The following is a 21,040-nucleotide window of genomic DNA, read 5'->3' on the forward strand; positions in this document are numbered from 1 at the left end:
GTGTCCGCAACCTATGTACCTCCGCTGCTGAAACCGTTTCAGCAGCTGCGTAATGTGGCCGGTGCGCCGGTCGATATGCTCGCCCGGCTCGGGCACCAGGTCTTCTTCTTCCTGCGGTCCATCGGTTCCATGCCGCTGGCATTCAAGCAGTACCCCAAGGAAGTGTGGCGGCTGCTGTCCGACGTCACCTGGGGCAACGGCAATCTCATCGTCGGTGGCGGAACCATCGGCGTCGTACTCATCCTGAGCGCCTTCGGCGGAATCACGGTCGGTCTGCAGGGACATACCTCGCTCGACCTGCTCGGTCTGAGCCCACTGACCGGCGCCATCTCGGCGTTCGCCACCACCCGCGAATTGGGGCCGCTGCTCGCCGCCCTGGCATTCGCGGCGCAGGCCGGTTGCCGTTTCACCGCGCAACTCGGCGCGATGCGTATCTCCGAAGAGATCGACGCGCTGGAATCGATCGCGATCCGGCCGCTGCCCTACCTGGTCAGCACGCGGATGATCGCCGCGATGATCACCATCCTGCCGCTGTACTGCCTGGGCCTCGCGATGGCCTATATCTCCTGCTCGGTCACCGTGCAGCTGATCGGTGGTACGGCCAGCGGAACCTATCAGCACTACTTCTACCAGTTCCTCATTCCGACGGACGTGCTGTATTCGCTGCTCAAAGCAATAATTTTCGTTGCGATCACCACGTTCATCCAGTGCTACTACGGCTTTTTCGCCTCCGGTGGCCCGGAGGGCGTGGGTGTGGCGGCCGGTCGCGCGATCAAGATGTGCATCATCGTGGTCGTTTTCGTCGACCTCTTCATGACCTTGGCCATCTGGGGTGTCGACCCCGGCATCAGGATCTCGGGGTAGCGCAATGATCATCGATCCGAGTGGGCGCGGGCCCACGATGAAGCAATTGCTCATCGCCGGCGTATGCGGCCTGGTCGTTTTCGCCGTGGTACTCACTTTCCTGATGGCCCGCTACCAGGGTTATTTCGTGGACAAGGTGCGGGTGACCGCCAACCTGACCACAACCGGTGACGGCCTGCCGGAGAAGGCGGATGTGAAATTCCGCGGAGTGCTGGTCGGCGCGGTCGAGAAAGTGTCGGTGGCCGCGCAGGGCGAACTCCAGCAGGTGAACATCGAGCTGAAGCCGGAGTTCGTCGAGCAGATCCCGGCGAACGTCACGGCCCGCGTGGTACCCAGCAACCTGTTCGCCGTCACCTCCGTGGAGCTGCTCTACAACGGCCCCACCGAGGGCCACCTCGAAGAGGGCTCGCAGATCGCGGAGGACAAGAGCCAGGGCACCATCGCCCTGCAGGACACGCTGACCACGGTTCAGAACATTCTCGACAAGATCGACCCGATGCAGTTCGGCCGCGTCCTGGGCACCCTGTCCTACGCGCTCGACGGCAGCGGCCGGGCGCCCGGTTCGACCATCGAACGGCTCGACCACTGGCTGACCGCGGTCGACGAATCCATCCCGGACCTCGGCGTCTTCCTGCAGGACTTCGCGGATTCGGCGCACGCGCTGAACGAATCGGCGCCCGAGCTGATGGACGTGCTGGCCTCCTCGGTGCAGACGGCGAGCACCATCGCCGACCGGCGCGAGCAGCTGGTGAACCTGATCAGCGGCGCCGGCAGCACAGTCGATCAGGTCAACGATCTGTTCGCGCGGAACCCGAATATCGGCAAAGAGCTCACTGTCGGCACGAACCAGACCTTCGGCGCGCTGGCCTCGAACCCGGCTGCCATCACCAATGCCATCTCCAACCTGAACAACTCGGCCCGCGCCCTGCGCACGACGTTCAGCTGGGGGCCGCAGCAGCAGATGGTGTGGAACGCCGGTGTCTCGTTCACGCCGTTCAATCCGAACACCGTCGCGGACTGCCCGCGCTACGGCGATCTGGCCGGCCCGAGTTGTTTCACGGCACCCGCCGTGGCCGACCCGGGATACCTCCCCGAGCAGATGAAACCGCGCCGGCTCACCGCGGCCGACGGCCTGCCGGTGCTGCCGCCGATCCCGGGTCTGCCGCCGATCCCCGGTATCACCGCCGAGGCCGGCGCGCCTGCACCGGCGCCCGCGCCGGTGAACAACCCGTTCGCCGGAACCCCGCTGGAAGGTTTGTTCCCGCAGGGCCTGCCGCAGCTTCCGGGTCTGCCCGGTGCTCCGGCGCCCGCGCCGGCCGCGCAGCCCGGTGAACAGCCGGCGGCCCCGCCGGCCGTACCCGGTGCCGCCGCGCCCGCCGCGGACAACGGCACCGCCGGCGCCGCACCCGCGGCCCGGCCGATCAGCTACGAGGGCGACGCTGCCGTGGCGGCTCTGCTCGGCCGGCAGCCGACCTCGGTGGAGTATCTGATGTTGAGTTCGATCCTCGAAGGCGGAACCTTGCGAGTGACCGAGGAGGCCGCGTGAGGAAGGTCCGCAAACCGCTGATCGGGTTCGGCCTGTTCGCAGTGGTATCGGTGCTGGTCACCGTGCTGGTGTGGAATACCCTGGCCCGCACCGTCGACGGCGGGACGAAATCGTATTCCGCGGTGTTCACCGATGTCCTGGGCCTGCGTGAGGGCGACGATGTCCGGATGGCGGGGGTCCGCGTCGGGAAGGTCGAGGACATCGAACTGACCGACGATGCCAACGCCAAGGTCACCTTCATCGTGCAGGACGATCAGACCCTGTTCGGTAACACGAAGGCGCTGGTCCGATACCAGAACCTCATCGGTCAGCGCTATGTGGCGCTGGCGCCGGGCTCCGGCGGGGATACCTCCCAGCTGCCGGAGGACGCCACCATCCCTGTTGATCGCACCGAGCCGTCCTTCGATATCTCGGCGCTGCTCAACGGTTTCCAGCCGCTGTTCGAGGTGCTCGAACCCGAGCAGGTGAACCGGCTCTCGGAGACCTTCATTCTCGCCCTGCAGGGCGACCGGGTCTCGCTGAGTTCGTTCATCACCCAGGCCGCGAGTATGGCCACCGATTTCCAGCGGCGTGACGCCATCCTCAGTGATGTGATCACCAACCTCAGTGGCGTGATGGCCGGCCTGGCCAAACGAGGGGACGAATTGGAGACGCTGATAACCCAGACGAGGGCGCTGATCGGCGGCCTGTACGAGCAGGGGCAATCGCTGCTCGGCTCCACCGAGCAGATCGCCGGCGCCACCACCGCGCTCGTCGGGATGGTCGGCAATATCCAGCCGAAGCTGGAGGCCGTCCAGAATTCGACACGTGACGCTTTGACCCTGTTCCTCGCCAACGGCGCCAAACTCGATCAGGCGGCGATCGACCTGCCCGCCATCCTCGCCGACGCGGGACGATTCACCTCCGAAGGCGCGTACGCGAACGCGTATATCTGCCGGCTGGATGTCTCGCTGTACGGAGTCCTGTTCCCCCGCGGTCTGTTCTCGCAGATCGGCGGCAATTCGCAATCGGCGGTGTGCCGGCCATGATGACCTCACTCAAAACCTGGTTCAACAACAATCGCTATTTCGGCCTCGGCATCATCGGTGTCGTCGCCATCGCTGCGCTGGTGATCGGCTCGTCGGTGTTCAGCAACTTCGGCATCGGACAGCAGTCGATCAAGGCGGAGTTCGTCCAGTCCGCGGGAATCTCCGTCGGCGACAAGGTCGATGTGGCCGGGGTGCCGGTCGGCACGGTGTCGGCCGCCGAACTCGAGGGCGACCACGTCCTGGTGACCCTGCGGGTCAACCGCGATGTGGAACTCGGCCCGGATGCCCGCGCATCCATCAAGATGGCCACCCTGCTCGGCGCGCGCTACGTCGATCTGGAGCCGGGCGACGGCTCCGGACTGCCGGACAACCGGATCCCGAAAACCAATACCGCGGTCCCCTACGATCTCGCCGATGTGATCGACAAGGGCACCCCGGAGTTCCAGGAACTCGATCCCGGCAAGCTCGCCGAATCGCTGAACCTGTTCAACGAACAGTTGAACGGCTCGCCGGAACTGGTCGTCCAGTCGCTGGACAGTATCGGCGCGCTGGCCAAGGTGATCGACAGCCGCAAGGGCGATGTCGAACAGCTGATCAAGGATCTCGACCGGGTGACCACCATCCTGGCCGACAACCGCAACAGCGCCCTGCTGATCATCACCCAGGGTGAGGCCATCGCCTCGCGGGTGGTGGAACGCCAGCAACTGCTGCGCACCCTGCTCGACAATGTGGCCACCCTGACCGCCCAGCTGCAGGCGATCGGCGCGCAGAACAACAACCAGTTCAGCGGCACGCTCGACCAGCTGAACACCATGGCGGCGGGCCTGCAGAAGAACAAGGACAACCTGGACCGGCTGCTGTCGATCATGCCGCCGTCGGTGCGTTACCTCGCCAACGCGTGGGGTAACGGCAACTACGCCGAGGTCGGTATCCCGTGGCTGTTCCCGGACAACTGGTTGTGCTTCGCCCAAGTCGCCGAGGGGTGCCAGGGATGAGGAAACCGGTGAATATCGACCTCGTGAAGAAAACCGCGAAAGCCCTGGTCATCGGTGCGTCCGCGCTGGCGCTCGGCAGCTGTTCGATGGTGAACAGCGCGGTCGGCGGCGATATGTCGATCACCGCGGATTTCGAGAACATCGCCGGTATGTACGAGGGCAATCCGGTCACCGTGCTCGGTCTCGAGGTCGGCAAGGTCGAAAAGATCATCCCGCACGGGGATCTGGTGGAAGTCCATATGAGCATCGACGGCGACGTGGAGATCCCGAAATCGGCCATGGCCGTGGTGGTGTCGCCGTCGATCGTCACCAATCGGCATATCGAGTTCACGCCCCGCTATGTCGAGGGTGAAACGCTCGAGGACGGCGACCACCTCCCGCTGGAGAAAACCGACGTTCCGGTCGAGCTGGACACCATGCTCAAAACCATCGACCAGTTCGCCGACGCGCTCAAACCGCAGGAGGGTCAGGAAGGGGTCGGCCCACTCTCGGGCCGGGTGCTCTATCCGATGCTCAACGGTCAGGGTGAGAAGATGCGCGACACCCTCAACGCGCTGTCCAGCGCGCTGAAGGTCGGTGTCGACAACAAGGGCGCCATCGCCAACATCATCACCAAGCTCAACGAGCTGACCACGATGCTGGCCGAGAACGACCAGGCCGTCCGCGATTTCAGCAACCAGGCCACCCAGATGACGACCATGCTGGCCGAGCAGGCGCCCGGCCTGCAGGCCACGCTGCAACAGCTCTACGACTTCCTCAACAACACCAGTTCGATCTTCGCGCAGCATCAGGATCAGCTCGTGGACACCTTGACCAGGATGAACACGGTGATCGACCAACTGCGGCAGAACGCGCGCGGTGTCACCGAGGTGGTCGATGTCGCGCCGATGCTGCTGCAGAACATCCACCGCTCGATGAACTACGAGCAGGGTTACGTCCGGCTGCACGCGCTGATCGGCACCAATCTCGCGGGCGGTGAGATCGTGAGCCTGTTCTGCGAACGGATTCAGATGCGATCCGACGGCTGCCGGACCGGCCGGCCCGAAGATTTCGGACCGGATTTCGGACTCACCGCCGCACTGCTGGGACTGACGAAATGATGCGAACAATCCGACGCGCCCGCCGCACCGTGGGCGCCCGGGTGGCGGCCGGGTAGGTGGTGGTGGCCTCCGGCGGCGGGCTGACAGTGGAGGACATTCCGCTGCCGAAACCCGGCGCCAGCGGTGAGACCTTCCGCCTACAGGCGGTTTTCGAGAATGCGCTGAACCTGCCCGATCAGGCGAAGGTGAAGGTCGGCGGCTCCGATGTCGGTGTGGTCACCAATATCGAGACCCGGAATTTCCAGGCCATCGTCGATATGGAGATCCGTAAGGATATCGAGCTCCCGGTCGGGACCACCGCCGAACTGCGCCAGGCGACCCCGCTCGGTGATGTGTTCATCGCGGTGGCGAAACCGCAGACCGAACCCGGAACGGCCTTGCTCGAAGACGGGGACACCCTGCCCATCGAGCAGACCTCGGCCGGCGCCACGGTCGAGGAACTGCTGCTCTCGGTCTCGCTGATGTTCAACGGCGGCGGTATCGCCCACCTCACCCGTCTCGGCACCGAACTCGATTCGATCGTCGGCGGGCGCAGCGATCAGGTCGTGCACCTGGTCAACGAGATCACCGGCGTCGTCTCCAGTATCAATGCGAACTCGGCACGAATCGACAGTGTGCTCGGCGAATTCAATGTGCTGGCCGATACGCTCGACGCCCGGCGCAACGAACTCGGCCAGGTCGCCGATACGCTGCCGGATATGATCGGCGCCGTCGCCGAGAACAACCGCGCGCTGGGCGATCTGCTGAGCAAGATCGCCACCACCAGCGCCGCGCTCGGCGACTACGCGAACACCACCGGCGGCGATCTGGCGGGCACCCTCGACAACCTGAACAACCTGATGGCGGCACTCGCGGCCACCGGAGACAAGTTCGGCGCGCTGATGGATATCCTGCACGAACTGCGCGGTCCGGTGGATGCCACCTTCCGTGGCAGCAGCCTGGCCGCCCAGGTCAATGTCACCAATCTCGATATCGCGATGCTGACGGCCCCGGGCACCAGCCACTTCTTCGACGTGCGCGATCTCCAGGATTTCGCGGGCAGCCTGATCCAGATTCTCCAGGTCGTCCAGCAGCGCGTGGGAGGCCAGTGATGTTCAGAAACAAGATCCTGTGGTCGAATCTCGGCATCGTCCTGGCGCTACTCATCGGCGGAACGTATCTGCTGGTCAACGTTATGCGGGTGAATCCGCTGCGCAGCACCTACACGGTGGTCGTGAACCTGGACCGTTCCGGCGGCCTGCAACCCGGTAACGATGTCACCCTGCGCGGCTACCGGGTCGGCGAGGTGAGCAATCTCGAACTGGTCGACAACGGCGCCGGAATCCAGGCCGAGGCCGAGATCGATTCCCGCTGGAATATCCCGGTGGACACCAAGATCGCCGTGCAGGCCCTGTCCGGCGCGGGCGAGCAGTACATCGATTTCCGGCCCGCGGGCAATCAGGGTCCGTATCTGACCGACGGTTCGGAGATCACCTTCGACCCCGAGCGGGTCAGCACGCCGGTACCCATCTCGGCGGTCCTGGAGAACTCCAGTGATCTGATCGCGCAGGTGAACCCGGATCAGTTCTCGGTGATCCTGAACGAGCTCGATATCGCGCTCAGCGGTGGCCCGGATCAGCTGCGTTCGCTGATCGAAGGCGTCAGTCTGGTGACGGCGGGTCTGGAGACCCTGCTGCCGCAGACCACGAACCTGATCGCGAATCTGCGCACCATCGCCGCGACCACCTCCCAGGCCCAGCCGGATCTGGGGACCCTGACCGCGAACTCCCAGGTGCTGTTCGACCAGTTCAACAAGGCGAACGCCGAACTGGTGAATGTGCTGGATCAAGCCCCCGGTCAGTTCGCGAGTGTCACCGCCACCCTGGATGCCACCAGCGACCCGATCACCGCGCTGGTGAACAACTTCGTCGCGGTGACCCGGGCGGCGCAATTGCGTCAACCTGCGCTCGCGGCGCTGTTCCCCGCGCTGGAACTCGGCGGCGCGGCGCTGGGCGTGCCGGCCCACGACAACGAGTTCCACGCGATCCTCGATATCTGGTTCCGGCCGTACTGCCAGTACGCGTCCACACCGGTCAAGACGCAGGTCGTCCAGGACGGCACGCTGCCGAAGTGGAACTACTGCGATAATCCCGGCCCCGGCCAGCAGATCCGTGGCGCGGCCAACGCGCCCCGGCCGAATATCCCGGACAACGGTGCGCAGATGCCGCCCGGGGTGGATCCGAACGAACGAACGCTGCCGCCCGTGCGGTAGTACAGACCGGTCGTCCGGCGCCGGGTGCGACGGTGCATACTCTCGCAGAGATGCCCGCCACACCCGGCGGTCGTTTTCCGGCCGGAATATTACGGCGCGTCCGATGAGGCGCCGGGAAGGTGTGAACAGTACAGATGTCCACAGAAAAACCCGTCTCCGACCCTTTGGAGCCGGAAGGCACTGGTGTGCCAGCGGACGCCGCGGCTGAGCACACCACCTCCGACACCACATCGAGCAGCGATACCGGCAGCACGGCGAAAGCCGAACCGGAGGGCTCCGCCGACACCGCCGACGCCGGGTCGGCGAAATCGGCCGACCCGGACGCGACGGTGCAGGCAGAGAAGTCCGGGGACCCCGACGCGACCGTGAAGGTCGAGAAATCCGCGGACCCGGATACGACGGTGAAGACCGAGAAGTCCGGGGACGCGGAGGCGACCGTGAAGGTCGACAAACCCGCCGACCCGGACGCGACGGTAAAGGTGGAGAAATCCGCTGATCCCGAGGCGACGGTAAAGGTCGGGAAATCTGCCGCCACCGAAAAAGCCGCGAAAGCCGATACGACCGGGGACGAAACGGTAGTGCTCGGCAAAACCGCGGCCGGGAAGGCGGACGGGGCGGATAGCGAAGCGACCGGCTCCGCCGCGGCGAAGAAATCCTCCGGCCTCCGCAAGCGATTCCCGCTGCCCGTGCTGGCCGGTGCCGCGGTGCTGCTGATCGCGGCACTCGTGGCCGTCGGGGTGTTCTTCTTCCTCGCCGGCGAGCGCCAGGACGAACTCGACCGCCGCGCCGCGGCCACCAAGGCCGCCTGCGATTTCGGGAACAGCTTCGCCACCTACACCGGCGACAAGGCCGACGATTACGTGCAGCGGCTCGCACAGACCGCCACCGGGAAGTGGAAGGATCTGGTCTCGCAGATCGGTCCCGATCTGAAGGCCCGGTTCGCCGAAACCAAGGTCAATTCGACCGCCGCCGAGGTGCAGTGCGGTTACGAGTCCGGGTCCGGTGACAAGGCGCGGGTGGTCCTCGTGATCGACCAGCAGTTCACCACCGTGGGTGGCCCGCAGCAGCAGGCGCCCGGCCGGGTCAAGGTTGCGGCCAATGTGGATATGGAAAAGGTCGACGGCACCTGGCTCGTCGCCAATTTCGATACGCCGATGATGCAGCAGTAGCGGCAGCCGCGAGACGAACTCCGAAGTTAGGACTCGAAGCTATGGCGAAGAACGAGACCGCGGCAGCGCAGCGCAGCGACGACAACGGCGGGATGCTTCCCGTGCTGATCGCTTTCGTCACCGGCGTGGTGCTGGTGGCGCTGGTGACCGCGGGCGTGATCTATTTCCGTGCCTTCCAGCAGAATCAGGGCGAGCTGTCCGCCCAGGACGAATCGACCAGGGCGGCCTGCGATTTCGCCCGGTCCACCAACACCTACGACTATCAGGGCGACCTCGACGGTTTCCTGACGGCCATGAAGGACGGTGCCACCGACAATGTGGTGTCGTCGCTGGAACAGAACTGGGATGTCTTGCGCCAGTTGCTCACCGAATCGAAGGTGAAATCCTGGGTCGACGACGCGACCTGCGGTTTCCAGTCCGGTGACGAGAAGAGCGCCAAGGTTCTGGTCAATATCGGCCTGATGAAGACGAATGCCGTGACGCCCGAACCGAAACGGCAGGATATCGCTGTGGTCGCGGGTCTGGAGAAGGACGGCGACCGCTGGATCGTGAACCAATGGGATCTGGCCATGCTGCAGGGCGCGGGCGGCGCCCCGGCCCAGCCGGCCCCGGGTGGCCCCGCTCCGGCGGCTCCCGAGGGCGAGCCGGCGCCGGCTCCGGGCAACTGATTCGGAGCGCTTGCGACGGATGATCCCGGGCGCCTCCGGCGGTGGGTCGAGCCACCACCGCCGGAGGCTATTCGGGTGGTATCCACATATCGGTACTACGGCGACAACAGCGCGGGCGCCGCGCCTGTCTCAGAACAGGTGCAGGGCCTGCGCTGTTGTCGCGTAGTCGGCGGACGCGGCCGCCGGTTCCGCAGCCTTCCCTGCTGCTGCGGAGGTTTCGGGAGCCTGGCGTGCGCCGGCCGGGGATATGCCGGTGGTACCGCGGTGCTCGCGCGAGGCAGTGGCGGCGGCCTTCCGGGCGGCCGCGCCCGCCAGGGCATCGGCCTGTTCGTTGAAGTAGTTGCCGACATGCCCCCGGACCCAGCGGAATCGGACCGGGCCCGGGCGCGCGGCGATGGCATGGTCGATATCCCGGATGAGCTCGACATTCTTCACCGCGCCGCCGCTGGACGTACGCCAGCCGTTGTTACGCCAGTTGGGCAGCCATTCCGAGGCGCATTTGATCGCGTAGAGCGAATCGCTCTCGATCAGCAGGGGATCCGCGCCGGGGTGCGAGCGGATCGCTTCGAGTACCGCGCGTAGTTCGGCGATCTGATTGGTACCCGTTGCCGCGCCGCCGCTTTCGGCACCGCCCGCGTGATCGACCCACGCCCAGCCGATGGCTCCGCCCGGGTTCCGCAGGCATGAACCGTCGGTACTCACGATGATCATGGCAGTACCCTACGCAAGGCGGCCGACAAGATCGGTACCGTGCACTTCTTCGATAGCCTCGCGCAATCGTGACTCGGTGCGGCGCAGTGCGGCGCGCAGCGCAGCGTTACGCGGCCGGTCGCGTAGGAGGGCCGCGAAACCACGTGAGCCCGTGTAGTCGAGTTCGGTGGTGAGCACCGAACGTCCACGGCCCAGCGGATCGAAACGCAGTGTGAGACAAGCATTGAGCGGGCTGCCGCTCAGTGTGTAGGCGATGACGGCGTCCTGCCGGTGCTCGGTGATCTCGCAGTTCAGTACGGGCCGCCAGGGCCCGAGCCGGAACCGGATCGCGTACCGGGCGCCCAGACCGCGATCGGTTTCGCCACGAAGCGTGACCTGTTCCGCGCCGGCGAGCCACTCCGGTACCGCCCGGGGATTGTCAGCGTAAGCGAAGGCCACGGTGACCGGCGCCGAAACATCGCTTGCGTACTTGATGAAGCCCACGGGCCCTCCCTCCACGGCTGCCCGACAAAAATACTATAGCCTTCCGCTTTATTTCCGGCAGTCCGGGATTCGATAGCCGCACCGGCGTAGTTGTGATTTACGACCGAGTCGTGGCGAGATCGTATCACCGCGGTTCGGCCTCCGAGCTGGGACGAAAGGCGATCCGAGCGGTCCGAGACGAGCGTCACAATTGGGCCGTTTCTCGCTCCGCCGGGCTGTCGAGGCGCAGGTTTCCGCGGTGGGTGTCAGGGGTACTCAACGGCAGCCGGCGAGCGCCGTACTCGACTGTCGTGCGCGGGTAGCCCGGCCAACGACGTCCGGCTGTGGCGCGAGAACCCGGTCCGACGCTCGCCGGCCCGTCAGCCGAACAGGCCGGCCGCCCGGCCTTCGCCCGGCGGTCCGGCGAAGGCTTGGGCGATGGTCAGCCACTGCGCCGCGGCGTCGCCGGTCGCTCGTACCGTGAGATCATCCGGATGGCGGCGCTGGGTCACCAGCAGGCAGAAATCGAACGCCGGGCCGGTCACGCGCTGCCGGGCGTTTTCGGGTCCCCAGGTCCACAACGCTCCCGACGGTGCCGTCAGCTCCACTCGGAACTCCTCGGCCGGCGGCGGCAGCTCCCGGACGGCATAAGCGAAATCCCGGGTCCGGACGCCGATATGGGCCACGGCATGCAGCCGGTCGGTGGCGGCGCGGCGGACGCCGAGCGCGTCGGCGACATCTTGCCCGTGCGCCCAGGTTTCCATCAACCGTGCGGTGGCCATCGAGCCCGGGCGCATGGGCGGGCCGAACCAGGCGACCTTGGCGCCGTCCGGTACCGCGCACAATGCCTGCTCCAGCGCCGCCCGGCCGGCGCGCCAGCGCTCGAGCAGTTCCGGGGCCGGTGTCGCGGCGGCCGCGGCGGCGGCTTCGTCGACGAAGGTCGATATCCGGGCCGCGGCCTCGGTCAGCAGCTCGGTGAAGGATGTACCGCCGGTGCGGGCGTCCGTGGCCGCCAGGGTGGCGACCTCGTCGGTCCAGGCGAGGTGCCCGATCTGGTGGGCAATGGTCCAGCCGGCGGCCGGGGTGGGCAGTTCCCACTGTGCGGCGGGTAGTTGTGCGACCAGGCTCTCCAGTTCCGCGCTCTCGGCGCGCAGGTCGGCCAGGAGGGAGTTCAGATCGGCCATCGGTTCGTTCGCTTTCCTACGGCACCGGCTGGTGCGCTGTGCGTCCGCGCACCGCGGCGAATCGGGCGGCCGGGTGATGGGGCCGCCGGCTCGACGCAGTAGCGCTCGGACGGGCGGGTGCCGGTGCCCGGAGGGTATCCAGGACGGGCGCCGGTGGTGTGTGCCCAGCATTCCAGCGGCGCCGGAAAAATACAAGCAAGCGTGCTTGTATTTCCGCGCGCGGGTATCCGCGGGCCTCGGTGACGGCGGAGGTCCCGGCTACCAGCCGAAGATCAGCAGATGGGTGGCACCGACGAACAGGCCGAGCACCGCACCGTGCAGGTACAGCAGCCAGGCGTCCTGTTCCACCGAGGCGTAGAACATCTCCATGAATTCGCCGGGGGTCAGCATCCGGAGTTTGCGGGTCGCGAACTCATCGATCTTCTCGGCCTGCTCCCGGATGAAATCGGCGTCGCCGACCAGTGCCGGCGCCAGCCCGACCGCCGCACCGGCCGCACCGACCTTCAGGTTGTCGAACTGGCGGCGGCCGAAGGCGGCCCGTACCACCGAGGTGGTCCGGCCGAGCTGGCGGTGGATCTCATCGGAGATGAGTTGTTCCAGCAGTAGCCGGGTCTTGTCGCCGTTGGGGCCGTTCAGCAGTTCGTTGGACAGATTCGGCAGGGTGAGCACCTGGTAGGCGAGAATATGCGCCAGATCGGTGGCGGCCTGTGGTTGCCGTTTGGCCAGCAGCGCCTGTTTCCACAGGTACTTGTACCGGGGCTGCGGATCACCGGGGGTGAACACCACCCGGATGGCGATGATATTCACGACCACGCCGATGAGCGCGGTCACCAGCAGGACGATCACCCACGCCGGTACCCAGCCCCACACCGGTATGTCCTGGTGAATATGCAGATACAAGGCGAGCAGCAGCCCGAAGGGCGCGCCGAGCAAACCGATCCGGACCATGAATTTCAGTTCCGGTGCGGCGATGGTGGTGGTGAGATCCTTGAGAATCTGCGGGTTGTCCTGCAGATAGCGGATGACGAAACCTTTGATATCGATCAGCTGGTCGACGTTGTCGCCGAGCGAGGTGAAGGCCTTCGCGCACAGCTCCGGCATCTCCCGTTCCACCCGCTGGTAGATCAGCTGGCGCATCGTCCGCGGCAGGGTTTGCCACAGGTCCGGATTCTCCCGGTTCATCACCTCGTCGACGAGGGGTTTGACCTGTTTACCGGCGAGCGCGGCGACGTAGTCGGCGATACCGGCCAGATCCAGCTCGTGGATGAAATCACGCGGGCTGCCGATCCGCATCAACGCCTTGTCGACACAGATACTGGCCATTTTCTCGGCCCGCGCCGGAATGAATCCCTGGAAACCCAGCCGCGAACCGTCCTCGGAGAAGGTCGGCAGTACCTGGACGCGGCGGGGTAGATAGGGGTAGAGCACGGCGAGGCCGGGAATCCGGACGCCGCGGAAGAGCAGCGGCCAGAAAAGCATCACCACGCCGGTCCAGTTGGTGAACCAGCCGGCCGCGGCGCTGAATATCGGGAAACTGACCAGGTCGACCACGAATTTGGTCTGCCCGGTGAGCTCCTCCCAATCGATCAACACTCCGGACGAGAGTGTGATCATCGTGCGCTCCCCTTGGGCCGGATTGTGGATTCGAGTGCTCACATTGTCACCGGCCCGTCCCGGGTGTCAATCAGCGCCCGGCCCGGCACCGATCCCCGGCGCGGCGCCCACCGCGCAGCCGGCCGCACCAACCGTGCCGCTCGCCGCGAAACCGGCATAAGGTGCCGTTATGACCGATCTCCAGGCCGCCGCGGCGCTGCCGGCCTTTCTCGACGCCGTCACCACCGGACAATTGGAAGTGGTCGACCTGACCACTCCGCTGAGCAGCTCGACTCCCGCGCTGCGCCTGCCCGCGCCGTTCGCGAACCTGATCGATTTCAGTCTCGAAGAGGTCAGCGCCTACAACGAGCCCGGCCCGTTCTGGCGGCACAACAACATCCACACCGGGGAACATATCGGGACTCATCTGGACGCCCCGGTGCACTGGGTGACCGGCCGGGACGGTGACGATGTATCCCAGATCCCGGTGGGACGGCTGATCGGCCGGGCCGCCGTCCTCGACCTCACCGACCGGGTCGCCGGCGATCCGGATTATCTGCTCACAGTCGCCGATGTCGAGTCCTGGGAACAGTCGTACGACCGGCTCACCGCGGGGATGTGGCTGCTGCTGCGTACCGGCTGGGAATCCCGCGGGCACTCCGAAGCCGCCTTCCTCAACGCCGACGACACCGGGTCGCATACGCCGGGTGTGACGGTCGAATGCGCCCGGTGGCTGGCGACCGAACGCGAGATCACCGGGCTCGGAGTGGAAACGGTCGGCGTGGACGCGGGTCTCGCCGGTGGCTTCGACCCGGCCTTCCCGGTGCACCATTACTTCCTCGGCAACGACAAGTACGGGATCACCTCGCTGCGCAATCTCGGGCGGTTGCCGGCGGTCGGGGCGATGCTGGTCGTGAGCCCGCTGCCGATCGTCGGCGGGACCGGCAGCCCGGCCCGGGTGCTGGCCGTGGTCGATCGGGCGGGTGCGCGCGAATGACCTCCGGGCACCACCGCGGCCCGAGCGCTGCGGTCGTAAGGCAGCACGGGGGAGCCGAGCGGGTCTACGGCCCCACGGTCGCCGATGTGGTGGGCCGGGTGCTGGCCGATCTGGGCGCCGGGCATGTCTTCGGCGTGGTGGGAAGCGGCAACTTCGTGCTCACCGAGGCACTGCGCCAGGGTGGCGTGCCGTTCACCGCGACCCGGCACGAGGGCGGCGCCGCGACCATGGCGGATGCGTACTCGCGAATGTCGGGGCGGGTCGGGGTGGTCTCGCTGCACCAGGGCTGCGGTTTGACCAACGCGATGACCGGTATCGGTGAGGCCGCCAAGAGCCGGACCCCGATGATCGTGCTGACCGCCGACAGCCCGGCCGCGGCCCTGCGCGCCAATTTCCGGATCGATCAGGAGGCGCTGGTCCGCAGTGTGGGTGCGGTGAGCGACCGGGTGTACTCGGCCGCGACCGCGGTCGCCGATGTTATCCGGGCCTACCGCACCGCTGTCGACCGGCGGCGCACCGTGGTGCTGAATGTATCGATCGATATCGCGGCCGTGTCCTGTTCGGTGTCCGGGCCGATCGATATGCCGGTTCCGCCGGCGCGGATACGGCCGGAGGCCGGTTCGGTGGCGCGGCTCGCCGAAGCTTTGCGCGGTGCCCGGAAACCGGTGTTCGTGGCCGGGCGCGGTGCGCGCGCCGCCGGCCCCGTGCTCGCCGAACTGGCGAGTGCGTGTGGTGCGCTGCTCGCCACCTCGGCGGTCGCGAACGGATTGTTCGCGGGTGACGAATTCGCTTTGGGGATTTCCGGGGGATTCGCGTCGCCGACGAGCGCGGAACTCATCGCCGGTGCCGATGTGCTCGTCGGCTGGGGCTGCGCGCTGAACGACTGGACCACGCGGCACGGGCGGTTGATCGGACCGCACACCCGGGTTGTGCAGGTCGACGACGAAATCGACGCTCTCGGCGCGTACCGGCCGATAGCTTTCGGAGTACTCGGCGACTGTGGCGAAACCGCGCGGGATGTGCTCGCCGAACTGGCGAATTCGGTGCCGATCGGCGAGAACGGCTACCGCACCGCGGAGATCGCGGCGCGTATCGCGGAATCGGCGCGCTGGCAGGATGTTCCGATCGACGACAGTTCCACCGCGGAACGGATCGATCCGCGGGCGTTGACGGTCGCGCTCGACGGGATCCTGCCGCCGGAGCGGATCGTCTCGATCGATTCCGGGAACTTCATGGGTTACCCGGCGACGCACCTGTCGGTGCCCGACGAATTCGGATTCTGTTTCACCCAGGCATTCCAGTCGATCGGCCTGGGCCTGTACACCGCCCTCGGCGCGGCCTTCGCCCGGCCCGGCCGGCTGCCCGTACTGGGCGCCGGTGACGGCGGGTTCCTGATGGCGGTCGCCGAACTGGAGACCGCGGTACGGGCCGGAATTCCGCTGGTGGCGATCGTGTACAACGACTCCGCCTACGGCGCCGAGGTCCATCATTTCGGAAATGCCGATCACACCACCGTCACGTTCCCGGAAACCGATATCGCCGCCATCGCCAGGGGTTTCGGCGCCACCGGCGTCACCGTCCGCTCGATCGACGATCTGGAGCCGGTCCGCGAATGGGTGCACCGCTACGGGACCGCGGGGCAGTCGAGCCCGCTGGTGATCGACGCCAAGATCGCCAGCGACGGCGGCGCCTGGTGGCTGGCCGAGGCGTTCGCCGGGCACTGACCGCCGCGCTACCCGGGACGGCCCCCGCGATCCATCGTCTCGCAGTCCGATGCGGACTGCTCCAGCACTGTCGGCGACAAGGTGGTGGAGTGCTCGGTCAGGCTCTCCTTTCACCGTGAGTTCAGGCTGCAGTGACCATCCGCACAGGACCGTTCCAGGCGCCCGCGCGATATCGTCTGCGCCAGTCCGATTGCCCAGCACGCGGGGCAGCCGCGCAGAGCCACCACCCCCACCGGCAACAGCAGCAAGCTGAACAGACCGAGGATCGGTACCAACGCGACCGATCCGGCGATCAGCCCGAATCCGATGACTCCCCGCCACAGGTGAACGGGCACGGACTTGCTGGTGAACGATCGATCGCCTTGCACAACTGGACCGTTCATTTCGGTGTGCCCTCCGTCTGCATACCCAGATCAGCGCGCACGGCCGCGCGGGCACGGTGCAGCCGAGACTTCATGGCCGCTGTGCTCAACCCGACAGACTCGGCCACAGCGCTTCCCGGCAGACCCTGGACGTCACGCATGATCAGCACACGCCGCTGGTCGGCAGGTAACGACGCGATAGCCGTGGCCACGCGCTCGATCTCCAGCCTGCCCAGCACTTCGTCCTCGGCCGACGGGGTGATTACCTCGGTAGCCAGTTCGTCCTGGCGCGACACGGTTCGCACCCGCCGCAAACATTCATTGCGCACGATCCGGAACAGCCACGAGGCGAGAGCACTTGCCGCCCGCAATGTGCCGACCTTGCGAAATAAAACGAGCAGGGCCTCCTGCGCCGCGTCTTCAGCGTCCTGGCTGCTCGCACAGAGCGAGAACGCGAAACGCTGAACATGCGGATGCGTACCTGAGACCAATGCCGCGATCGACGCCTCGTCTCCACTCTGGGCCGCAGCGATGAGCTGGTCCCCCGGCCACGAAGACCTGTTGAAGCTAGCCACGGGAACGCGCCCTCCGACGCAGCAACAGCACGCAACTACATATCAACACGGCCGCGACCACCACGGCGACAATGACTACGGTCATCAGAACCTCCTTCGACAAGCCGGCCTCGAGGCCCGCACGTCCATAAGAGCAACCGATCGAGGAAAAGGATTCGGCCACGGCCGGGTTTCGGTGTCACCGGGTCGGAACCCCTGAACCTATCGAGTTGACTCCGCGTACCGGCGAGTTCACCGTCAGTGCGTGGTCTATTGCCCGGGCCGACGGGCGAACTGGAGCTGTCGGTGCGCCACGCCCTTGACCTCAATGGCAGTTGAGGTAGGACGCTGGAGCGGTGCAGCAAGATATCGAACTCGAGGTGCGCGCGCTCCTCGCCGACTACACAGATCTCTGGATCCGCCACGATATGCGCGAGTGGGGCGGCCTGTTCACCGAGGACTCCGGCTTCATCACCCATCGCGGACTCTGGTGGCGCTCACGAGCGGAGAACGTCCGGGGCCACGAGGACGTCCCCGAGACGGTGATCGCGCAGAAGCGGAACTATTCCCAGGAGATTCTCGATATCCAGCACATTGCACCCGATGTCGTGCTGGTCCATACCCGGTGGAATTGGCCGGAGCACCTGCTGCCCACCGCCGAGGCGGCCGAGGACCGCCAGGGCCTGATCACCATGATCCTGGTGCGCCGCGACGATCGCTGGCTCATTCGGGCTGCGCACAACACGCGCGTCAACGGCCTGGACGATTTCGGCCCGCGACAGAACTGATCGGTCCGGCCGGACCGCACCGGTCGATGGTCGTCGCGAACGAGGCGGCACAGGCTTCTTCTTCAGCCGTATAGATTCTCAGTTGACTTGGCGCAAACCATCTGCACATTCTCAGAATCCTGCGGGCAGTATTTATCACCAGCTTGTCGCGGCGCTGATCTGGTGGCCGGCGGTGAGGTGCAGGCGGGTATTCATGTTGATCAACGGTGATTCCGGCCTGATTCGCTGACCGGGTGGTCAGCGGGAAGGTGAGCAGCCTGCACCATTTGTCCCTGGAGCCGAGCACGATACCAACGCACATCGGTCGCTGGCGGAGCAAACTGCGAGTCGACGGGCGATTGGCCAAGATTTCTCAGCCCGAATCACGCTGTGGTGGTTATCGGCCCGGCGGTATGAAGCTCCCTCCTCCCGATGCCTTAGCTCGAAACCGCGGCGGATGTGGTGCGGCGGAAGGCGCGCTCGTACTGAGGGGGGTGCGGCAGCGTCGCGCCGAGCCGATCTGCGGCTCGGTGGATCCATGCCGGATCACGAAGGAGGGCCCTGCCCAGGAAAACCGCGTCCGCCTGTTTCTGTGCAATGATCTGTTCCGCGTGTTCGGGATCGACGATCATGCCAACTGCGCTGGTACGGACCCCGGCTTCGGCGCGTATCCGTGCTGCGAACGGCACCTGGTAGCCCGGCCGCGCCGGGATCGTCGCATCGGGTACGGTGCCGCCGCTGGACACGTCGACCAGGTCCACTCCGAGCCGATCGAGGTGTTGCGCGAGGACCGATGTCTCTTCGACGGTCCATCCCGGCCGGGGGTCGTCGGTGTCGCCCGCGAGCCAGTCGGTGGCAGATACCCGGAAGGACAGTGGTAGTTCCGCCGGCCATTCGTGGCGGACCGCGGCCACGACCTCGAGTGCGAACCGGATGCGGTTGTCGAAACTTCCGCCGTACCGATCGGTGCGTCTGTTGGACTGCGGCGACAGGAACTGGTGAATGAGGTATCCGTGCGCTCCGTGCAGTTCGAGCACGTGGAACCCAGCTGCGGCGGCACGCCGTGCTGCGGCGGCGAAATCATCTATAACAATGCGGATCTCGGTGGTGCTCAGCTCGGAGGGCGCGGGCAGCCGGCCGAACGGCACCGCGCTCGGTCCCACCGTGGGCCAGGTCCGCGGCTCGCGGCCGGGATCGGGCCACGGTCGGCCGGTCGCCGCCTTCCGGCCCGCGTGGACGAGCTGGATGCCGGGCACGGTGCCCTGCGCGCGCAGAAAGTCGGTGTGACGGCGTAGTGCGCGGGCCTGCCGATCGTTCCAGAGTCCGAGATCGTAATCGCTACTGCGCCCGTCGGGGCTGACAGCAGTGGCTTCGAACATGATCAGCGCCGCCCCTGCGGCTGCCCGGGATCCCAGGTGTTGCAGGTGCCAGTCGGTCGCAGTGCCGGTGTCCGGTCCGTCGGGGACGGCCGCGAATTGCATCATCGGTGACATCCATGCGCGATGCGCAATGGTGATATCCCGCAACGTAATCGGGGTGAAGAGCTGACTCATGGCCTGCCTGTCCTGGTGCTTCGTGGAACGCGGGTGGAGCCGCTGGTTGTCACAGCGGTGGGAGGCCGAGAAATTCCCGGGCGGATGCGACGAGCTCGGTCTCGCTCAGGCCGTGGGCGCCGGCGAACCGGACGGGTTCGGCCTCGGCCATATCGAAGGGATAGTCGCTGCCACAAACAATCCGGTCCGTGCCCGCGTGGCTACGGAGCAGGGTCAGTAGGTGAGGATCGTGGGCAACTGTATCGAACCAGAGCATTTCGAAGCCTTCCGCTGGCGGCCGCGCCGATCCGCTTCGGACATCGGCGCGCGCATGCCAGGCGTGCGTCCATCTGCCGAGTAGCCCGGCCGAGCAGCCACCGGCATGGACGAAGCAGATACGCAGGCGTGGTAGTTCTTCCAGAACGCCGCCGAGCAGAGCCGCGGCCACCGCGGTGGCGGTCTCCACCGGGTTTCCGATCAGATTGACCAGGTAGTAGTCCGGCCATTCGGGCCGGGGGAGTTGCATCGGGTGGACCAGCACCGCCAGGTCCAGCCGGGTGGCCTCGGCAAGCACATGGTGCAGCGGACCGCGGTCGAGCGATTCGCTGCCGAGCAGTGGCGGGATCGCGACCCCGGCCATACCCGGCGTTTCGGCGAGTCGTTCGAGCTGCGCGGTGGTCCGGCCGGGATGTCCGAAGGTGACCATGCCGAAGCCCAGCAACGATCCCTGCGACGAGCCGACGACTTCGGCCAGCGCGGCGTTGTAGGCGGCAACGTAGTCCGCGGCTCCGTCCGAGTCGTGCACCGGGAACGCGAATGGGGGTGCGGAGAGGACCCGGACGCCGACTCCGGCGCGATGCATATCCGCGCGGATCGCGGCCACATCGCTCATCGCGGTAGCCCGGATCGACAACGGAACGTTTCCGAGGTACAGCTCGCCATCCCGGTCGTGCATCTGCCCGTACGGCGAACCCGGCGGAAGACCGAAGAGCTCACGAGGCAGCCAATGGGCGTGGATATCGACGACGCCGGGCGCGATATCGAAGTCGATCATGCCCGGCCGTCCTCATGGTGTAGCGGCAGCGGCGGGTTCGCGCTGTCGAGGTGTTCGACGGTGGTGAAGACGAGATCGGTTGTGCCGATGTTCTCGATATCGTGGAGCAGATATTCGCCCGGTCCGAAGTGGAAGTGGCGGGTTTCGCCGGGCGTATAGGACACCTCCCGCACGGTGCCGTCGTGGGTGTGCTGGCGGCTGCGACCGGCCGTCACGGCCGTCCAGAAGTAGTCGAGGACATGCCGGTGGGCGTGCCACCGCTCACCTGGAGCGAGCCGGATCTCCCACACCCGGACCCGAGGTGATTCGCTCAGCAGGGACGAGCCGACATGGCCGTCGTAGGCGTGATCGGCGAATTCGGTCCGCAGCCAATCCGGCCAGCTGTCGAAATCGGTGGCGACGAGCTCACCCGCGAGCGGCAGGTCGTCGAGGAATGTTCTGTCCTTCATTTCTTTTCCTGTCTCGGGTGGGTAGCGGGA

General features: G+C 66.3%; 21 protein-coding genes. 12 read left to right on the forward strand and 9 right to left on the reverse strand.

What is annotated here, in order from left to right; all coding sequences use genetic code 11:
- The 9 genes from QH276_RS13810 (at position 1) to QH276_RS13850 (ending at position 9,621) form a co-directional block, all read left to right on the forward strand.
- Positions 1-864, forward strand: a complete 864-nt coding sequence (locus tag QH276_RS13810) for an MlaE family ABC transporter permease (RefSeq protein WP_280401869.1) — start codon at positions 1-3, stop codon at positions 862-864.
- A 4-nt stretch (positions 865-868) separates the two neighbouring features.
- On the forward strand, positions 869-2,410 hold the full coding sequence (locus tag QH276_RS13815; protein WP_280401868.1) for an MlaD family protein: 1,542 nt from the start codon (positions 869-871) through the stop codon (positions 2,408-2,410).
- Entirely contained in the window at positions 2,407-3,438 is a 1,032-nt protein-coding gene (locus QH276_RS13820) for an MCE family protein (protein WP_280401867.1), read from the forward strand. The genes QH276_RS13815 and QH276_RS13820 overlap by 4 nt, the downstream gene beginning before the upstream one ends.
- Positions 3,438-4,433, forward strand: a complete 996-nt coding sequence (locus QH276_RS13825) for an MCE family protein (RefSeq protein WP_280401874.1) — start codon at positions 3,438-3,440, stop codon at positions 4,431-4,433. Before QH276_RS13820 ends, QH276_RS13825 begins: the two co-directional genes overlap by 1 nt.
- 8 nt (positions 4,434-4,441) lie before the next feature.
- Positions 4,442-5,533 carry an MCE family protein gene (locus tag QH276_RS13830; protein ID WP_280401866.1) on the forward strand — a complete coding sequence of 364 codons (1,092 nt, stop codon included), beginning with the start codon at positions 4,442-4,444 and terminating at the stop codon, positions 5,531-5,533.
- A 56-nt stretch (positions 5,534-5,589) separates the two neighbouring features.
- The gene (locus tag QH276_RS13835; RefSeq protein ID WP_280406754.1) at positions 5,590-6,624 is read left to right on the forward strand and encodes an MCE family protein; all 1,035 of its coding nucleotides are present in this window, start codon (positions 5,590-5,592) and stop codon (positions 6,622-6,624) included.
- A complete protein-coding gene (locus QH276_RS13840; RefSeq protein WP_280401864.1) occupies positions 6,624-7,784 on the forward strand; it encodes an MlaD family protein in 1,161 nt (386 codons plus the stop codon). The genes QH276_RS13835 and QH276_RS13840 overlap by 1 nt, the downstream gene beginning before the upstream one ends.
- A 185-nt stretch (positions 7,785-7,969) precedes the next feature.
- Positions 7,970-8,953 (forward strand): hypothetical protein, encoded by a 984-nt coding sequence (locus tag QH276_RS13845; RefSeq protein WP_280406755.1) that lies wholly within the window; start codon positions 7,970-7,972, stop codon positions 8,951-8,953.
- A gap of 41 nt (positions 8,954-8,994) precedes the next feature.
- The gene (locus QH276_RS13850; protein WP_280401862.1) at positions 8,995-9,621 is read left to right on the forward strand and encodes a hypothetical protein; all 627 of its coding nucleotides are present in this window, start codon (positions 8,995-8,997) and stop codon (positions 9,619-9,621) included.
- A gap of 129 nt (positions 9,622-9,750) precedes the next feature.
- On the opposite strand, the gene QH276_RS13855 is transcribed toward QH276_RS13850, so the two are convergent.
- The 4 genes from QH276_RS13855 to QH276_RS13870 form a co-directional block, all read right to left on the reverse strand.
- Complete coding sequence (locus tag QH276_RS13855; protein ID WP_280401861.1) at positions 9,751-10,332, reverse strand: ribonuclease H family protein; 582 nt, start codon at positions 10,330-10,332, stop codon at positions 9,751-9,753.
- A gap of 9 nt (positions 10,333-10,341) precedes the next feature.
- Positions 10,342-10,815: an SRPBCC family protein gene (locus QH276_RS13860; protein ID WP_280401860.1), complete on the reverse strand. Its 474-nt coding sequence runs from the start codon at positions 10,813-10,815 to the stop codon at positions 10,342-10,344.
- Between the two features lie 359 nt (positions 10,816-11,174).
- A complete protein-coding gene (locus tag QH276_RS13865; RefSeq protein ID WP_280401859.1) occupies positions 11,175-11,978 on the reverse strand; it encodes a TIGR03084 family metal-binding protein in 804 nt (267 codons plus the stop codon).
- Between the two features lie 258 nt (positions 11,979-12,236).
- Positions 12,237-13,592, reverse strand: coding sequence for a hypothetical protein (locus QH276_RS13870; RefSeq protein ID WP_280401858.1), 1,356 nt, complete (start codon positions 13,590-13,592; stop codon positions 12,237-12,239).
- Between the two features lie 169 nt (positions 13,593-13,761).
- On the opposite strand from QH276_RS13870, the gene QH276_RS13875 reads away from it, so the two are divergent.
- Both QH276_RS13875 and QH276_RS13880 read left to right on the forward strand, forming a co-directional pair.
- Positions 13,762-14,568, forward strand: a complete 807-nt coding sequence (locus QH276_RS13875; protein WP_280401857.1) for a cyclase family protein — start codon at positions 13,762-13,764, stop codon at positions 14,566-14,568.
- The gene (locus QH276_RS13880; RefSeq protein WP_280401856.1) at positions 14,565-16,292 is read left to right on the forward strand and encodes a thiamine pyrophosphate-binding protein; all 1,728 of its coding nucleotides are present in this window, start codon (positions 14,565-14,567) and stop codon (positions 16,290-16,292) included. The genes QH276_RS13875 and QH276_RS13880 overlap by 4 nt, the downstream gene beginning before the upstream one ends.
- A 110-nt stretch (positions 16,293-16,402) precedes the next feature.
- On the opposite strand, the gene QH276_RS13885 is transcribed toward QH276_RS13880, so the two are convergent.
- Entirely contained in the window at positions 16,403-16,675 is a 273-nt protein-coding gene (locus QH276_RS13885) for a hypothetical protein (protein WP_280401855.1), read from the reverse strand.
- The gene (locus QH276_RS13890; RefSeq protein ID WP_280401854.1) at positions 16,672-17,229 is read right to left on the reverse strand and encodes an RNA polymerase sigma factor; all 558 of its coding nucleotides are present in this window, start codon (positions 17,227-17,229) and stop codon (positions 16,672-16,674) included. The genes QH276_RS13885 and QH276_RS13890 overlap by 4 nt, the downstream gene beginning before the upstream one ends.
- Positions 17,230-17,564: 335 nt before the next feature.
- Here QH276_RS13890 and QH276_RS13895 point away from each other — a divergent pair, with 335 nt between their 5' ends.
- Positions 17,565-17,996 (forward strand): SgcJ/EcaC family oxidoreductase, encoded by a 432-nt coding sequence (locus QH276_RS13895; protein ID WP_280401853.1) that lies wholly within the window; start codon positions 17,565-17,567, stop codon positions 17,994-17,996.
- A gap of 416 nt (positions 17,997-18,412) precedes the next feature.
- Here QH276_RS13895 and QH276_RS13900 read toward each other — a convergent pair whose 3' ends face one another.
- From QH276_RS13900 to QH276_RS13910, 3 genes are read right to left on the reverse strand one after another with little or no spacing between them, the layout of a single operon-like run.
- Positions 18,413-19,528 carry an NADH:flavin oxidoreductase/NADH oxidase gene (locus QH276_RS13900; RefSeq protein WP_280401852.1) on the reverse strand — a complete coding sequence of 372 codons (1,116 nt, stop codon included), beginning with the start codon at positions 19,526-19,528 and terminating at the stop codon, positions 18,413-18,415.
- Between the two features lie 49 nt (positions 19,529-19,577).
- A complete protein-coding gene (locus tag QH276_RS13905; RefSeq protein WP_280401851.1) occupies positions 19,578-20,561 on the reverse strand; it encodes an amidohydrolase family protein in 984 nt (327 codons plus the stop codon).
- Complete coding sequence (locus QH276_RS13910; protein ID WP_280401850.1) at positions 20,558-21,010, reverse strand: hypothetical protein; 453 nt, start codon at positions 21,008-21,010, stop codon at positions 20,558-20,560. The genes QH276_RS13905 and QH276_RS13910 overlap by 4 nt, the downstream gene beginning before the upstream one ends.
- Between the last annotated feature and the right edge of the window lie 30 nt (positions 21,011-21,040).

The organism is Nocardia carnea (genome assembly GCF_029869215.1).
GTDB classification, from domain to species: domain Bacteria; phylum Actinomycetota; class Actinomycetes; order Mycobacteriales; family Mycobacteriaceae; genus Nocardia; species Nocardia carnea_B.

What these genes read in the sequence shown, in the direction of transcription:
- QH276_RS13880 (WP_280401856.1), top strand. Translation starts at nt 14,565, where the DNA reads ATGACCTCCGGGCACCACCGCGGCCCGAGCGCTGCGGTCGTAAGGCAG.
- QH276_RS13815 (WP_280401868.1), top strand. Translation starts at nt 869, where the DNA reads ATGATCATCGATCCGAGTGGGCGCGGGCCCACGATGAAGCAATTGCTC.
- QH276_RS13910 (WP_280401850.1), bottom strand. Translation starts at nt 21,010, where the DNA reads ATGAAGGACAGAACATTCCTCGACGACCTGCCGCTCGCGGGTGAGCTC.
- QH276_RS13855 (WP_280401861.1), bottom strand. Translation starts at nt 10,332, where the DNA reads ATGATCATCGTGAGTACCGACGGTTCATGCCTGCGGAACCCGGGCGGA.
- QH276_RS13885 (WP_280401855.1), bottom strand. Translation starts at nt 16,675, where the DNA reads ATGAACGGTCCAGTTGTGCAAGGCGATCGATCGTTCACCAGCAAGTCC.
- QH276_RS13905 (WP_280401851.1), bottom strand. Translation starts at nt 20,561, where the DNA reads ATGATCGACTTCGATATCGCGCCCGGCGTCGTCGATATCCACGCCCAT.
- QH276_RS13825 (WP_280401874.1), top strand. Translation starts at nt 3,438, where the DNA reads ATGACCTCACTCAAAACCTGGTTCAACAACAATCGCTATTTCGGCCTC.
- QH276_RS13900 (WP_280401852.1), bottom strand. Translation starts at nt 19,528, where the DNA reads ATGAGTCAGCTCTTCACCCCGATTACGTTGCGGGATATCACCATTGCG.
- QH276_RS13850 (WP_280401862.1), top strand. Translation starts at nt 8,995, where the DNA reads ATGGCGAAGAACGAGACCGCGGCAGCGCAGCGCAGCGACGACAACGGC.
- QH276_RS13840 (WP_280401864.1), top strand. Translation starts at nt 6,624, where the DNA reads ATGTTCAGAAACAAGATCCTGTGGTCGAATCTCGGCATCGTCCTGGCG.
- QH276_RS13870 (WP_280401858.1), bottom strand. Translation starts at nt 13,592, where the DNA reads ATGATCACACTCTCGTCCGGAGTGTTGATCGATTGGGAGGAGCTCACC.
- QH276_RS13865 (WP_280401859.1), bottom strand. Translation starts at nt 11,978, where the DNA reads ATGGCCGATCTGAACTCCCTCCTGGCCGACCTGCGCGCCGAGAGCGCG.
- QH276_RS13875 (WP_280401857.1), top strand. Translation starts at nt 13,762, where the DNA reads ATGACCGATCTCCAGGCCGCCGCGGCGCTGCCGGCCTTTCTCGACGCC.